The organism is Actinoallomurus bryophytorum (assembly GCF_006716425.1).
Taxonomy (GTDB): Bacteria; Actinomycetota; Actinomycetes; order Streptosporangiales; family Streptosporangiaceae; genus Actinoallomurus; species Actinoallomurus bryophytorum.
Genome location: NZ_VFOZ01000001.1, coordinates 1,181,172 through 1,193,594, shown reverse-complemented (window position 1 = coordinate 1,193,594; position 12,423 = coordinate 1,181,172). Strand labels below are relative to the sequence as shown.

The 12,423-nt window shown below is 70.0% G+C and carries 13 protein-coding genes; 7 read left to right on the top strand and 6 right to left on the bottom strand.

Annotation, left to right across the window (positions count from 1 at the left end):
• Positions 1–63: 63 nt before the first annotated feature.
• From FB559_RS05630 to ligD (FB559_RS05615), 4 genes are all read right to left on the bottom strand, one after another.
• Complete coding sequence (locus FB559_RS05630; RefSeq protein ID WP_141954000.1) at positions 64–327, bottom strand: hypothetical protein; 264 nt, start codon at positions 325–327, stop codon at positions 64–66.
• Between the two features lie 11 nt (positions 328–338).
• The gene (locus FB559_RS05625) at positions 339–1,682 is read right to left on the bottom strand and encodes a dihydrolipoyl dehydrogenase family protein (protein ID WP_141953998.1); all 1,344 of its coding nucleotides are present in this window, start codon (positions 1,680–1,682) and stop codon (positions 339–341) included.
• Positions 1,683–1,836: 154 nt separating this feature from the next.
• Positions 1,837–2,730, bottom strand: a complete 894-nt coding sequence (gene ligD / locus FB559_RS05620; protein WP_141953996.1) for a non-homologous end-joining DNA ligase — start codon at positions 2,728–2,730, stop codon at positions 1,837–1,839.
• Positions 2,731–2,792: 62 nt separating this feature from the next.
• Positions 2,793–3,758 (bottom strand): non-homologous end-joining DNA ligase, encoded by a 966-nt coding sequence (gene ligD / locus FB559_RS05615; protein ID WP_246121373.1) that lies wholly within the window; start codon positions 3,756–3,758, stop codon positions 2,793–2,795.
• 196 nt (positions 3,759–3,954) lie between these two features.
• On the opposite strand from ligD (FB559_RS05615), the gene ku reads away from it, so the two are divergent.
• The 3 genes from ku to FB559_RS05600 all read left to right on the top strand — a co-directional run bounded on the left by ku (position 3,955) and on the right by FB559_RS05600 (position 7,605).
• On the top strand, positions 3,955–4,908 hold the full coding sequence (gene ku / locus FB559_RS05610) for a non-homologous end joining protein Ku (protein ID WP_141953992.1): 954 nt from the start codon (positions 3,955–3,957) through the stop codon (positions 4,906–4,908).
• A 189-nt stretch (positions 4,909–5,097) separates the two neighbouring features.
• Positions 5,098–6,546 (top strand): DEAD/DEAH box helicase, encoded by a 1,449-nt coding sequence (locus FB559_RS05605; protein WP_246121372.1) that lies wholly within the window; start codon positions 5,098–5,100, stop codon positions 6,544–6,546.
• Between the two features lie 141 nt (positions 6,547–6,687).
• The gene (locus tag FB559_RS05600) at positions 6,688–7,605 is read left to right on the top strand and encodes an alpha/beta fold hydrolase (RefSeq protein ID WP_141953988.1); all 918 of its coding nucleotides are present in this window, start codon (positions 6,688–6,690) and stop codon (positions 7,603–7,605) included.
• 35 nt (positions 7,606–7,640) lie between these two features.
• On the opposite strand, the gene FB559_RS05595 is transcribed toward FB559_RS05600, so the two are convergent.
• Positions 7,641–7,835 carry a CsbD family protein gene (locus FB559_RS05595; RefSeq protein WP_141953986.1) on the bottom strand — a complete coding sequence of 65 codons (195 nt, stop codon included), beginning with the start codon at positions 7,833–7,835 and terminating at the stop codon, positions 7,641–7,643.
• 204 nt (positions 7,836–8,039) lie between these two features.
• On the opposite strand from FB559_RS05595, the gene moeZ reads away from it, so the two are divergent.
• The 4 genes from moeZ to FB559_RS05575 all read left to right on the top strand — a co-directional run bounded on the left by moeZ (position 8,040) and on the right by FB559_RS05575 (position 11,810).
• Positions 8,040–9,218 carry an adenylyltransferase/sulfurtransferase MoeZ gene (gene moeZ, locus FB559_RS05590; protein WP_141953984.1) on the top strand — a complete coding sequence of 393 codons (1,179 nt, stop codon included), beginning with the start codon at positions 8,040–8,042 and terminating at the stop codon, positions 9,216–9,218.
• A 288-nt stretch (positions 9,219–9,506) separates the two neighbouring features.
• On the top strand, positions 9,507–10,262 hold the full coding sequence (locus FB559_RS05585; protein ID WP_141953982.1) for a hypothetical protein: 756 nt from the start codon (positions 9,507–9,509) through the stop codon (positions 10,260–10,262).
• Positions 10,250–11,512 carry a S8 family serine peptidase gene (locus FB559_RS05580; protein WP_141953980.1) on the top strand — a complete coding sequence of 421 codons (1,263 nt, stop codon included), beginning with the start codon at positions 10,250–10,252 and terminating at the stop codon, positions 11,510–11,512. Before FB559_RS05585 ends, FB559_RS05580 begins: the two co-directional genes overlap by 13 nt.
• Positions 11,475–11,810, top strand: coding sequence for an MGMT family protein (locus FB559_RS05575; RefSeq protein WP_246121371.1), 336 nt, complete (start codon positions 11,475–11,477; stop codon positions 11,808–11,810). The genes FB559_RS05580 and FB559_RS05575 overlap by 38 nt, the downstream gene beginning before the upstream one ends.
• Here FB559_RS05575 and FB559_RS05570 read toward each other — a convergent pair.
• A complete protein-coding gene (locus FB559_RS05570) occupies positions 11,803–12,288 on the bottom strand; it encodes a VOC family protein (protein ID WP_141953978.1) in 486 nt (161 codons plus the stop codon). The two genes, FB559_RS05575 and FB559_RS05570, sit on opposite strands and share 8 nt — an antisense overlap.
• Positions 12,289–12,423: the final 135 nt, after the last annotated feature.

Below are 12,423 nucleotides of genomic sequence, written 5' to 3'. Positions count from 1 at the left end.
AACGCGAAAGCGCCTGGTTCCCCTCATCCTACGGCTGGGTAACACCGAGCGGCGAGCGACGCCTCACTGATGGTCGTCCTCGTCCGATTGGTCGTCGGGGACCGCGATGTGCTGATCCACGGCGTCTGCCTCGTTCGCCTCGGTGGGTACGGTGTCCGGCCAGCGCTCCGAGGAGTCGTGTACGGGCGTGTGCTGCTCGGCGGCGTCGGCGTCGTTCGCCTCGGCCGGCACCGTGAGCGGCTCGGACCGCTCGTCGTCGTGGGCGTACTGCTCGGCGGCATCGTTCTCGGGAGTCTCGATGCTCAGCTCGATGTCTTGGTCGGACATGCCTTCCCCTCTCAGAGACGCTCGGCCAGCTCGCGCAGAGCCGGTTCGATGGCCTCGCCGTAGGTCGGGAATGCGTGGATTACCTCGGTCAGGATGCTCAGCGGCGTCTCGGCCCGTATGGCCAGCGTGATCTCGCTCATCCACTCTTCAGCGTAGAGGCCGACCGCCGCGGCGCCGACCAGGACGCCCCGTGCGCGGTCGGCGTACAGCTCGACCCGGCCGCGGTCGTCGTTCTCGACCGTCGCCCGCGGGGTGTTCACCAGGTCGTACCCGGCCGCCATGAGCTCCGGCCCGGTGGCCGAGACCGGCGAGACCCCGACGGCGTACGCCGTCGGGGTGGTGTAGACGGCGCGTGGCACGGCGCGGTAGTCGGCCTCGCGGCGTTTGCCGAGCACGTTCGAGACGACCACGCGCCACTGGTAGTTGGCCGCGTGCGTGTACGGCGCGACGCCGGTGACGTCGCCGGCGGCCCAGACGTTCGTCCCGCCGGCGTCGACACCGGAGTCGGTGACGGCGGCCTTGCAGGTGACGTCGACCGCGATGCCCTTTTCGGAGTCGGCCTCGATGCCGAGCCGCTCGAGCCCGAGGTCCGCCACGCGTGGCCGGCGGCCGGCGGCGATGAGGATGCGGTCCGCGTCGATGTGGTTGCCGTCGGACAGGCGCAGGCGCAGACCGGTCTCGGTGCGCTCGGCGCTCGTCGCGCCCACGCCGAGGCGCAGGTCGGCGCCCGTGCGGCGGAGCACGTCGCCGAGCACGTCGCCGATGAACGGCGCCTCCGAGGCCAGCAGCCGGTCCGCCGCCTCGACGAGCGTCACCTGGGTGCCGAAGGCGGCGTAGATCTGGCTGAGCTCACACCCGACCGGGCCTCCGCCGAGGACGATCAACCGGCGGGGCAGCTCGGGGCGCGTCAGCGCCTCGTCGCTGGTCCAGGTGGGGACGTCGCCGATGCCCTCGACGCCGGGCACGACCGGCTCGCTGCCGGTGGCGATCACGAGATCGGTGTAGCCGTACTCGACACCGTCGACCTCGACCACGCCGGGGCGCGCGACGCGGCCGTGGCCGCGTACGACCGTGACGCCGGCCTCGGCCATCTCGGCGGCGGTGGGGGCGTCGTCGAGATGACGGGTCACCTCGTCGCGGCGCGCCACCGCGTGTTCCCAGGTCTCGCCCTGCCGGGCCGAGTGCAGCAGTGACTTGGACGGCATGCACGCGAAATAGGGGCACTCGCCGCCGACCAGGCGCTTTTCCACCAGCGCGACCGAGCGGCCCGCCCGTGCAAGGTCGGCGGCGATGTTCTTGCCCGCGCCGCCACCGAGCACAAGGACGTCGTAGCGCTTGTCCTGTGCGTCCGTCACCTGATCATCCTCCCAATTCGCACGCCCGGGCGTGCGTCAACCCGTGGGCCCCATGTCTCCCCGGTCCACGATTGTGACCTCTGGGATCGGCCCGCCGGACCATCGGACCCAATGGTGACGCACCCGTCGCCATCCTGTACGCGGCCTCGAAGGTTCATGGAAGTCCGGGGTGGAGCTCCAACATCGGCGCTAGGAGGTCCCCGTCCCGCTCGACACGTTCGAGCACGTCATCGGGGCCGAACTCGAGATCGGCGTTGTTCTCGATCTCGTCCCAGGTCACCGGCGTGGAGACGTACGGTTCCGGTGCCGCCCGCAGCGAGTAGGGCGCGACCGTGGTCTTGTGCCGGTTGTTCTGGCTCCAGTCGACGAAGACCTTGCCGTGCCGGAGCTTCTTGTCCATGCGGCTGACGACGAGGTCCTTGTGGTCCTTCTCGAGCCGCCGGGCCGCCTCCTTGGCGTACGCGGAGGTGCGCTCGTCGGAGGTCTCCTCGATCGGGACGTACAGGTGAACGCCCTTGCGGCCGCTCGTCTTCGGGAACGCCTCCAGGCCGTCGTCGTCCAGCAGCTCGTGGAGCAGTACCGCGACGCGGCGTACGTCGTCCATGGCGGCCGGCGCGCCGGGGTCGAGGTCGAAGACCATCAGGTCGGGATCGCGGGCGCCCCCGCGGGGTCCGGTGCGCCACTGGGGGACGTGCAGCTCCAGCGAGGCCAGGTTGGCCGTCCAGACCAGCGTCGGGAGATCGTCGACGATGACGAAGTCGAGCGAGGTACGGCTGCCCCCGGGCGTCGGCAGCTCCACGGTGCGCACCCAGTCCGGCGTGTGCGAGGGGGCGTTCTTCTCAAAGAAGGACTGCCCGTCGACGCCGTCGGGATACCGGAGCCGCGTCGCCGGGCGGCCCTTCAGATGGGGGAGCAGCACGGGGGCGACCCGGGCGTAGTAGTCGATGACCTCGCCCTTGGTGAAGCCGTGCGCGGGGTAGAGGACCTTGTCGAGGTTGGACAGCGTGAGCCGGGTGCCGTCGACCTCGACGCTCGTCTTGGCGCTCACGGAGGCCCCCTCCCCGGCCGGGCCGGTTTCAATCCTGAGCAGGGCCTTTCACCGCAGAACGGTCACGGCTCCCGGTGGACCTCCCGTGGCGGGATCTCCGGACGGAGGCCGCGCCAGGAGGCGTGCAGGAGCATCCCGTCTCTCGTCCACCGCGAGAACTCCACCTCGCCGGTGAGCGAGGGCTCGACCCAGTAGGCGAAACGCGCGTGCTCCCGCGGCACCTCGCCGGTGTACGGGCTGTCCGGCCGCTCCAGCGAGACCAGGCGCTTGTGCAGGTCGTCCAGGTCGGCGTCGGTGAAGCCGGTGCCGACGTGGCCGACGAAGCGCAGGTCCGGGCCGTCGTACACGCCGAGCAGGAGCGAGCCGACGCCTCCCTCACGCCGTCCGCGGCCGGCCTTCCAGCCGCCGATGACGACGTCCTGGGCGGCGAAGTTCTTCACCTTGCGCCAGAAGTCGACCCTGCGGCCGGGCCGGTACGGAGAGTCCAGGCGCTTGGCGATGAGCCCTTCCAGCCCCTGTTCTCTCGTGTAGTCCTGCAGCTCGCGTACCTGCTCGATCTCGGCGCCGTCCAGGTACGGCGGTGCCTCGATGGGGCCGGCCGCCAGCTCCAGTCCGTCGAGCAGCGCGCGCCGCTCGCGGTACGGCAGGTCGTACAGCGCGTGGCCGCCGAGGTAGGGAAGGTCGAAGGCGACGAAGTGCACGGGCACCTGGCGGATGAGCCGCGCGTCCGGGTGGTCCATGTGCATGCGGGCCTGCAGCCGCTCGAAGCTCGGGCGTCCCTCCGAGTCGAAGGCGACGACCTCTCCGTCGATCACGGCGGTCTGGTCGGGGAGCAGGTCGGCGAGCGCCTGGAGCTCGGGGTACCGGCCGGTCGCCTCGATTCCACGGCGGCCGACCGCGCGCACGCGACCGTCCGCGACGTACACGATCGCGCGTACGCCGTCCCACTTGAGCTCCAGGGCCCAGCGGGCGACGTCGTCCGGCAGCTCGCCCGTCGTGGCGAGCATCGGTTGGATGTTGTCGGGCATTGGGTCACCCATACGGCGTTTCTGCCCATCTCACTCGTGCCTGACGCCAGACCGGCCGGAGTACGCCACCGCGCGGTTCCCGATCAGCCCGATGGGTACTGGCCGTGACGAGGCGGCAACCGTATATTCGAACATACTTCGCAATTCGGCTAGTTCTCGGCACTAGATCGGCAGCGTGAGCGGGTAGGGAGACCTCATGCGCAGCATCTGGAAGGGCGCGATCTCCTTCGGCCTCGTCACCATCCCGGTGAAGCTGTACTCAGCCACCGAACAGCGTGACGTGGCGTTTCACCAGGTCCATCGCGAGGACGGCGGCCGGATCAAGTTCAAGCGGGTCTGTACGAAGGACGGCGAGGAGGTGCCCTACTCCGACATCGCCAAGGGCTACGAACTCCCGAGCGGCGAGATGGTCGTCCTGACCGACGAGGACTTCGCCAACGTGCCGCTGTCCACCAGCCGCCGCATCGACGTGCTGATGTTCGCGCCGATGGAGCAGGTCGACCCCATCTACTTCAACAAGTCCTACTACCTGGAGCCGGAGGCGCAGGGCGCCAAGCCGTACGTCCTGCTGCGCGACGCGCTGGAGAGCTCCGGCAAGGTCGCGATCGTCAAGGTCGCGCTGCGGCAGCGCGAGTCACTCGCCACGCTCCGCGTACGCGACGGGGTCTTCGTGCTCGAGACGATGATGTGGCCGGACGAGGTACGCGAGACGGAGTTCAAGTTCCTGGAAGAGGACGTCGACCTTCGTCCCCAGGAGCTCCAGATGGCCTCCTCGTTGATCGACTCGATGGAGGGCGACTTCGACCCGTCCGATTACACCGACGCCTACCGCGAGGCGATCCAGGAGATCATCGACGCGAAGGTCGAGGGCAAGGAGATCGTCGCGCAGGAGCCGTCCGAGGAGGCCCCTGCCGCGTCCGACCTGCTCAGCGCGTTGCGCGCCAGTGTCGAGGCCGCCAAGAAGGGGCGCTCCGGCGGGGCTGACGGCAAGGCGAAGAGCCGGTCCCGCGCCAAGACGCCGGCCAAGTCCGACACCAAGACGGACGGCAAGTCCGAGACCAAGAGCGGCGGCAAGGGCTCGCGGGCCAAGACGAGCGCCGCCAAGTCCAAGGAGAAGTCCGGCACGGGCAGCGGCCGCAAGTCGGCCTAGCCGGGGGCCTCATCCGAGCGAGATCTACGGCACAGGGAATAGATCCGCCCCCCGGGTCGGTTGTGACGCCCTGTAGGCTTTGTGTTTCGTGTTCAGGCGCATTCCGCGCCGATGGCCGGCTACGAGTCCGCGATCCCCCGGATAGTTGCGGATACCTCTCGAGGCGGGCCCTTTCTGAGAGGTTCTTTCTTGACATCAGCTTCATCGACCTTGCCCTCCTTCGCCGAGCTCGGCTTGCCGGAGGTGCTGGTCTCCGCACTGGAGCGTCGCGGCATCAGCTCGCCGTTTCCGATCCAGGCGGCCTGCCTGCCGGACCTCCTCACCGGGCGCGACGTGCTCGGCCGTGGACAGACCGGCTCGGGCAAGACACTCGCCTTCGGGCTTCCTCTTCTCACCAGGATCGCCGGTGCCCCGGCCGCGCCGAAGCGGCCGACCGCGCTGATCCTGGTTCCCACCCGTGAGCTCGCCATGCAGGTCCAGGACGCCCTGGCCCCGCTCGGCCGCACTCTCGGTCTGCACGCCAAGACCGTCGTCGGCGGCATGTCGATGACCAAGCAGATCCAGGCGCTGCGCCGCGGCGTCGACCTGCTGGTCGCCACGCCTGGACGGCTCACCGACCTCATCGAGCGCGGCGCCTGCTCGCTCCAGGACGTGCGGATCACCGTCCTGGACGAGGCCGACCACATGTGCGACCTCGGCTTCATGCCGGCCGTGTCCGCACTGCTCGACATGATTCCCAATGACGGTCAGCGGATGCTGTTCTCGGCCACGCTCGACGGCGACGTCGACAAGCTGGTCCGCCGCTACCTCCACAACCCGGTGACCCACTCGGTCTCCCCGGCCGCCTCGCCGGTCGAGACCATGGACCACCACATCTTCATCGTCGACCGCGCGCAGAAGCACGACGTCATCGCCGAGGTCGCGGGCCGCGAAGGCCGCACGATCATGTTCGTGCGCACCAAGCACGGCGTGGACTCCCTGGCAAAGCGGCTGGCACGCGTCGGCGTACGCGTCGGCGCCCTGCACGGCGGCAAGACCCAGGCGGCGCGTACGCGCACTCTCGCGGAGTTCCGTGAGGGCAAGGTCGGGGTGCTGATCGCCACCGACGTGGCCGCGCGCGGCATCCACGTGGACGACGTCACCCTCGTGGTGCACGTCGACCCGGCCGCCGACCACAAGGACTACCTGCACCGCGCCGGCCGCACCGCGCGCGCCGGTGAGCGGGGCACGGTCGCCACGCTGGTCGCGCACAACGAGGTCCGCAACGCCGAGCGCATGATGCGGCGGGCGGGCGTCAACGCCCAGCGGTCGCGGGTCGCGGTCGGCGACGACACGCTGATCCGCATCACCGGCGCGCAGGCGCCGAGCGGCATCCCGGTCGAGGTGGAGCCGGAGCCGCGTCCGCGGCCCCGTGGCCACCGGCCGGGCGGCGCAGGCCGCGACCGGCGTCCGGGCGGCGGGCGCTACGGCGAGCGCCGTGAGGGCCGCGCAGGCTCCAGCGGACGCTACGGCGAGCACCGCGACGGTGAGGCCCGCCAGGGCGGGCAGCGGCACGAAGGTCACGGCGGCGGTCCGCGCCGTGACGACCGGCCGAACCGCCGTCCCGAAAACCGTCGTCCGCGCGAGACGGCCCAGTAACGGCAGTCAGCCCCAGTAAGACATGTATTTGCAGGTCAGAGCCAGGGTCACCCACTTCGTGGTGGGTGGCCCTGACTATGTCCAAGATCGGGTCAAGGCGGGCGAGGGCACAGATTCGACGCGCGTATTGTTTCTCTCGATATGAGCGCTCCGATTCCGGCCTGGCCTGGCGAACTCATCTCGCTCGGTGATCTGGAGGTCTTCACGCGGACGGCGACCGCGCGCGATCCCGACGCCGAGCAGGCCGTTTTCGTGCACGGACTCGCGGGCTCCGCCTCCAACTGGACCGACCTGATGGGCCTGATCTCCGATGAGTTCGCGTGCGACGCACTCGACCTTCCGGGCTTCGGCTACTCACCCCCGCCGCCCCGCCGTGACTACTCGATCGACGCGCACACCCAGGCGGTCGTCCGTCTGATCGAAAAGCGTGCCCGCGGCCCCGTACACCTGTTCGGCAACTCGCTCGGCGGCGCGATCGCCACGCGCCTGGCGGGCACCAGGCCCGACCTGGTCCGCACCCTCACACTCGTCTCGCCGGCCCTGCCGGACCTGCGGCCGAGGTACGGCCCGGCGCGCATCCTGGCCGCGACCATGCCGGGCTTCGGCCCGTGGGCGGTACGCAGGTTCACCCTGCTGTCCGCCGAGCAGCGCGTGCAGGGAACGCTCGACATGTGCTTCGCCGATCCGACGTGCGTGCACCCGGACCGGCTGATGGAGCTCGTGGAGGACGTACGGCGGCGTGACGGGCTCTCGCACACTCCGGAGGCGCTCATCGCCTCGTCGCGCGCCATCGTCAACGCGTACGTTCGGCGCTCACTGTGGCGCTACGCCGCGCGCGTGACCGCGCCGACACTGCTGATCTACGGCCGGCACGACCGGCTCGTCGACCCGCGGATGGCGGCGCGCGCGGGCCGGGTGTTCAAGCACGCGCGCGTCGTCGTGCTGCCCGACGTGGGACACGTCGCGCAGATGGAACGCCCGGAGGTCGTGGCCCGGGAATTCCGCGCGATGCTCGAAGACATCGCGATGCCCGAAGACACGACCTCCGCCGCGGGCTGACCGCCGCTCGGCGGTGCCCAGCCACGCGTGCGCTCTTACTTCTTGAAGCTCTTCTTGATGTCCTTGCCCATGTCCTTCAGGTGCTCGCCGGCCTGCTTGGCGCCACCGGACATGCGGTCGCCGCGGCCCCGTGCCTCGAGATCGGGGTCGTCGGCCACCCGGCCGGCCTGCTCTTTGCTGTGGCCCTTGGCCATCTGCAGCTTGTTCTTGACCTTGTCTATGAGACTCATCGTTTGCATCTCCTCGCTGAGGGCGTACTGCTGCGATGTGCCCGCTATTTAGCGATCTATGCCGATCGGAGCCTGAGGCTCTGGCGACACCTGCCAGCACGGAACGATGGGAATGACAGACCGTATGGGAGAGTTGTCGCCTGGATAGGACACTGATGGGGAAAAGAGTGTCCGCCCGGAAGAACCCGACGCACAGGAGAGACCGTGTCGTTGCCACCCCTGGTCGAGCCCGCGGACGGGCTCACCGTCGATGAGGTACGACGCTATTCGCGCCACCTGATCATCCCGGATGTCGGGATGGCGGGGCAGAAGCGTCTGAAGAACGCCAAAGTGCTGTGCGTGGGCGCCGGCGGTCTGGGATCACCCGCGCTGATGTATCTCGCCGCGGCCGGCGTGGGCACGCTGGGCGTCATCGACTTCGACATCGTGGACGAGTCCAACCTTCAGCGCCAGATCATCCACGGCCAGTCCGACGTGGGCCGCCCGAAGGCCGAGTCGGCGGCGGCCTCCATCAGGGAGATCAACCCGCTCGTCAAGGTGATCGTCCACAACGAGGCCCTGTCCAACGACAACGTCATGGACATCTTCGCCGGCTACGACCTGATCGTGGACGGCACCGACAACTTCGCCACCCGCTACATGGTCAACGACGCCGCGGTGCTGCTCGGCAAGCCGTACGTCTGGGGCTCGATCTACCGCTTCGACGGCCAGGCGTCGGTCTTCTGGGCCGAGCACGGGCCGTGCTACCGCTGCCTCTACCCGGAGCCGCCACCGCCGGGAATGGTGCCCTCGTGCGCCGAGGGCGGCGTGCTGGGCGTGCTGTGCGCCTCCATCGGCTCCATCCAGGTCAACGAGGCGATCAAGCTGCTCGCGGGCATCGGTGAGCCCCTCGTCGGACGCCTGATGATCTACGACGCCCTGGAGATGACGTACCGCAGCGTCAAGGTCCGCAAGGACCCCGAGTGCCCGCTGTGCGGCAAGAACCCGACCATCACCGAGCTGGTCGAGGACTACGAGGCGTTCTGCGGCGCGATCTCGGAGGAGGCGGCCGACGCGGCCAAGGACTCCACGATCTCGGCCCAGGAGCTCAAGAAGATGCTGGAGGGCGACGACATCTTCCTGGTCGACGTCCGCGAGCCGAACGAGTACGAGATCGTCAGCATCCCGGGCGCCACGCTCATCCCCAAGGGTGAGTTCCTGTCGGGCGCGGCCCTGGAGCGGCTCCCGCAGGACAAGAAGGTCGTGCTGCACTGCAAGTCCGGCGCCCGCAGCGCGGAGGCCCTGGCGATCGTCAAGGACGCCGGCTTCTCCGACGCCGTCCACCTCGGCGGCGGCGTGCTGGCCTGGGTCAACCAGATCGACCCGTCCCTGCCGTCGTACTGATCTTTCGGGCCGGGCCGGGCCGGGACGTGGACCTGTTCCACGTCCCGGCCCGGCCGTTTCGTGTGAAAAGCCGTTCCGTGAGCGCGTTCCCGCGCGGAGGACCGCATCGCCACGGACCGCGACGGCGGGCCGGGCCGCGGCGCAGGACGCGGCTTCGGGAGGGCGTGGTTCCGCGTAGGTCCGCCGGTCGGCCAAGTAACCTAGACGAATATGGCGCAAAGCTCCGGGCCGGGCTGGCCCGCCCCTGGCCCGGCCTCAACCGGGTCGTGGCGAGGCCCTCACTCGGAGTTGCCGGAGCCGCCTCCCGACCCCAAGCGCTGGCACGAGCGGCGCGCGCTGTGGCTCGTCATCGCGGTCTTCACCGCGGTCGGCTATGTGGCCGTCGGAGCGCTCGCCACCGGCCGGGTCTACTGGGAGTTCCACCGAAAACCCACCGCGGGTGAGCTCTACCGTGCGGCCACCGACGAGGTGCGCGACCGATGGCGCACCTGGCCGGCCGAGCGGATCTTCCCCACCTCCGTGCCGTACACCTCCGAGCAGGGCGGTATCGAACAGGCCCGGCGCGTCGGGATCGCCTCCGGCATCGGATGCGCGGACGGCATCGATCCCGTGTCGGCGGGAGTTCTGCGACGCAGCGGCTGCCGCGCCCTGCTGCGCGCCACCTACGTCGACCAGCTCCAGGGCATCGTCCTCACGGTCGGGGTGGCCGCCGTGACCGATGACCGGGCCGCGCGCGCGGCCAAGAACGCGCTGACGCCCGCCGACCCGACCGTCCCCGGGGCGACCCTCCACGCGCTGCCCTTCCCGCGGACGATCACCTCCCGTTTCACCGACGCCGCCCGTCAGTACGCCGCCGCCGGTCAGGCCGGGCCGTACGTCGTGCTCACCGTGGCCGGGCAGACCGACGGTCGTCCGGGCGCGGCGGTACGCAAGAAGCACACCAGCGCGTTCCTCCTCGCACCCGAGATCGGGGGCAACATCGCGGACGCGCTGGCCCTGCGCGCCCTGCCCGACTGCTCGGAGAAACGGCAGTGGAAGTGCTGAGGCGGTCCGCCGCGCTGCTCCTGGCGCTGGCGGTGGTGTCCGGTCCGACGCTGGCCCTGCGTCCCTCGCCGGCACACGCGGACGAGGTCCGTTCACGTGAGCAGTGGGTGCTCGACGCCGTCTCCGCCGAGCGGGCCTGGCACGTCACCCGGGGCAAGGGCGTCACCGTGGCCGTGCTGGACACCGGTGTCGACGGCTCGCACCTCGACCTGTCCGGGTCGGTCACCACCGGACCGGACTACATCCACAGCGTCGCGCCGCACGCGGGCCGCCTCCACGGCACGTGGATGTCCTCGCTGGTCGCCGGCCACGGGCACGGTGCGAACGCGGGAATCATCGGGATCGCCCCCGAGGCCCACGTCCTGGCCGTACGGACGATCGCCGATCCGGAGGAGCCCGGCTACCACGCCTTCCGGCAGCGGTTCGAGTACCGGGACGCTCTGCACAAGGCGATCCGCTACGCCGCCGACCACGGCGCCGACGTGATCAACATGTCGCTCGGCGGCCCTGGTGTCTCGACGGGTGACCGGGCCGCGGTCGCGTACGCGATCTCGAAGGGGGTTGTCGTCGTCGCCTCGGCGGGCAACGAGGGCGACTCCAAGAGCTCCAAGAAGGTCGACAAGAACGGCCTCGTCCGGCTGTCCTATCCGGCGGCGATCCCCGGGGTGATCGGCGTGGCGGCGCTGAAGCGCGGCGGCGAGCCGGCCAAGTTCTCGGACCGCAACTCCAGCGTGCTCGTCGCGGCACCGGGGTCCGGCGTGGTCGGGGCCGGCCCCTCCGACACCTACTGGGACGGTGACGGCACCAGCCAGGCCGGTGCGATCGTGTCGGGCGTGGCGGCGCTGATCCGGGCGAAGTACCACGACCTGGCGCCCGCGCTCGTGGCCCAGGCGATCAGCGCGAGTGCCACCCATCGCCCGAAGAGCGGCTGGAACGAAAAGGTCGGCTTCGGTGAGGTGGACGCCGCCGCCGCGCTGACCGAGGCGGGCCGGCTCAGCCGGTACAAAGAGGTCACGGACGGCAGGACCGGTCGCTTCGACGAAGGGCCGATCAAGCCGGTCCAGGTCGAGCGCCATCCCCCGGGACTGGTCATCCTCGGCGGCTGGGTCGGTGTCGCGGCGCTGTTCGGCCTCGCCGGAGCGGTGATGAGCACCGTGCTGCTCGTACGGCGGATACGGGCCCGCCGCGAGGACGCCGAAGAGGGAGCAGGGTATGACGGGTACACGGGGTACGGCGGGTATGGCGGGTGACCCGACGGAGTTCGCCGAGCGGGTGCTGGACGTGGTCGAGCGGATCCCGCCTGGACGCGTCATGGCCTATGGCGACATCGCCGAGTACCTCGGCGAGGGAGGCCCCCGGCAGGTCGGCCGCGTGATGGCGCTGTGGGGCGGGGGAGTGCCGTGGTGGCGGGTGATCCGCTCCGACGGCTCCCTGCCGATGAGCCACGTGAACGGTGCCCGGCCCCACTACGAGGCCGAAGGCACCCCGCTGCGCGGCGATCGCGTCGACATCCGCCTGGCCCGCTGGGACGGCGGACCGCTCAGCTGACCTTGCTGCCGTACATCTCGCCGAGCGAGTCGGCGAGCAGCTCCAGCCGGGCGCCGTCGGGGTCGCGCAGGTAGATCGAGGAGCCGCTCTCCGTCTGGTACTCCACGCCGGCCTCCTCCAGCTTGCCCCGCAGGCGCTCCCAGGTGTCGCGGTCGACCGAGATCGCGACATGGTGCAGGCCGCCCAGCACCTCCGCGTACGGCCCGAGGTCCAGGCCGGGGAAGTCGAAGAACGCCAGCAGGTTGCCGTTGCCGATATCGAAGAAGAAGTGGTTCGAGCCCTCGTAGTCGCGGTTCTCGAAGATCTCGGTCAGCGGGAACTCGAGCAGGTCCTGGTAGAAGCGGATGGTCCGCTCCACGTCGGAGGACAGCAGTGCCATGTGGTGCAGCCCGCGCGCCGAGCTGGCCGGCCGGTCCTCGCGAAGATGGACCTGCCGCAGCCGGGTCCGCTCCGCCTCGATCGCATCGAGATCGATCATGGTTCACCTCATAGCGGTAGTTAGTTGAAAACTAAATCACCTCTCGGCCGTCCTCGCAAGAAGACCGCGTACCTGGGCGATCATGAGCCGAATCGGCCACGAATCAATCGCAACATTCGTGACATGCGTGCGTCT

Coding starts and splice junctions, on each gene's coding strand:
- FB559_RS05630 (WP_141954000.1), bottom strand. CDS start 327: ATGTCCGACCAAGACATCGAGCTGAGCATCGAGACTCCCGAGAACGAT.
- ligD (WP_246121373.1), bottom strand. CDS start 3,758: ATGCCCGACAACATCCAACCGATGCTCGCCACGACGGGCGAGCTGCCG.
- ku (WP_141953992.1), top strand. CDS start 3,955: ATGCGCAGCATCTGGAAGGGCGCGATCTCCTTCGGCCTCGTCACCATC.
- FB559_RS05600 (WP_141953988.1), top strand. CDS start 6,688: ATGAGCGCTCCGATTCCGGCCTGGCCTGGCGAACTCATCTCGCTCGGT.
- FB559_RS05595 (WP_141953986.1), bottom strand. CDS start 7,835: ATGAGTCTCATAGACAAGGTCAAGAACAAGCTGCAGATGGCCAAGGGC.
- FB559_RS05575 (WP_246121371.1), top strand. CDS start 11,475: ATGACGGGTACACGGGGTACGGCGGGTATGGCGGGTGACCCGACGGAG.
- FB559_RS05570 (WP_141953978.1), bottom strand. CDS start 12,288: ATGATCGATCTCGATGCGATCGAGGCGGAGCGGACCCGGCTGCGGCAG.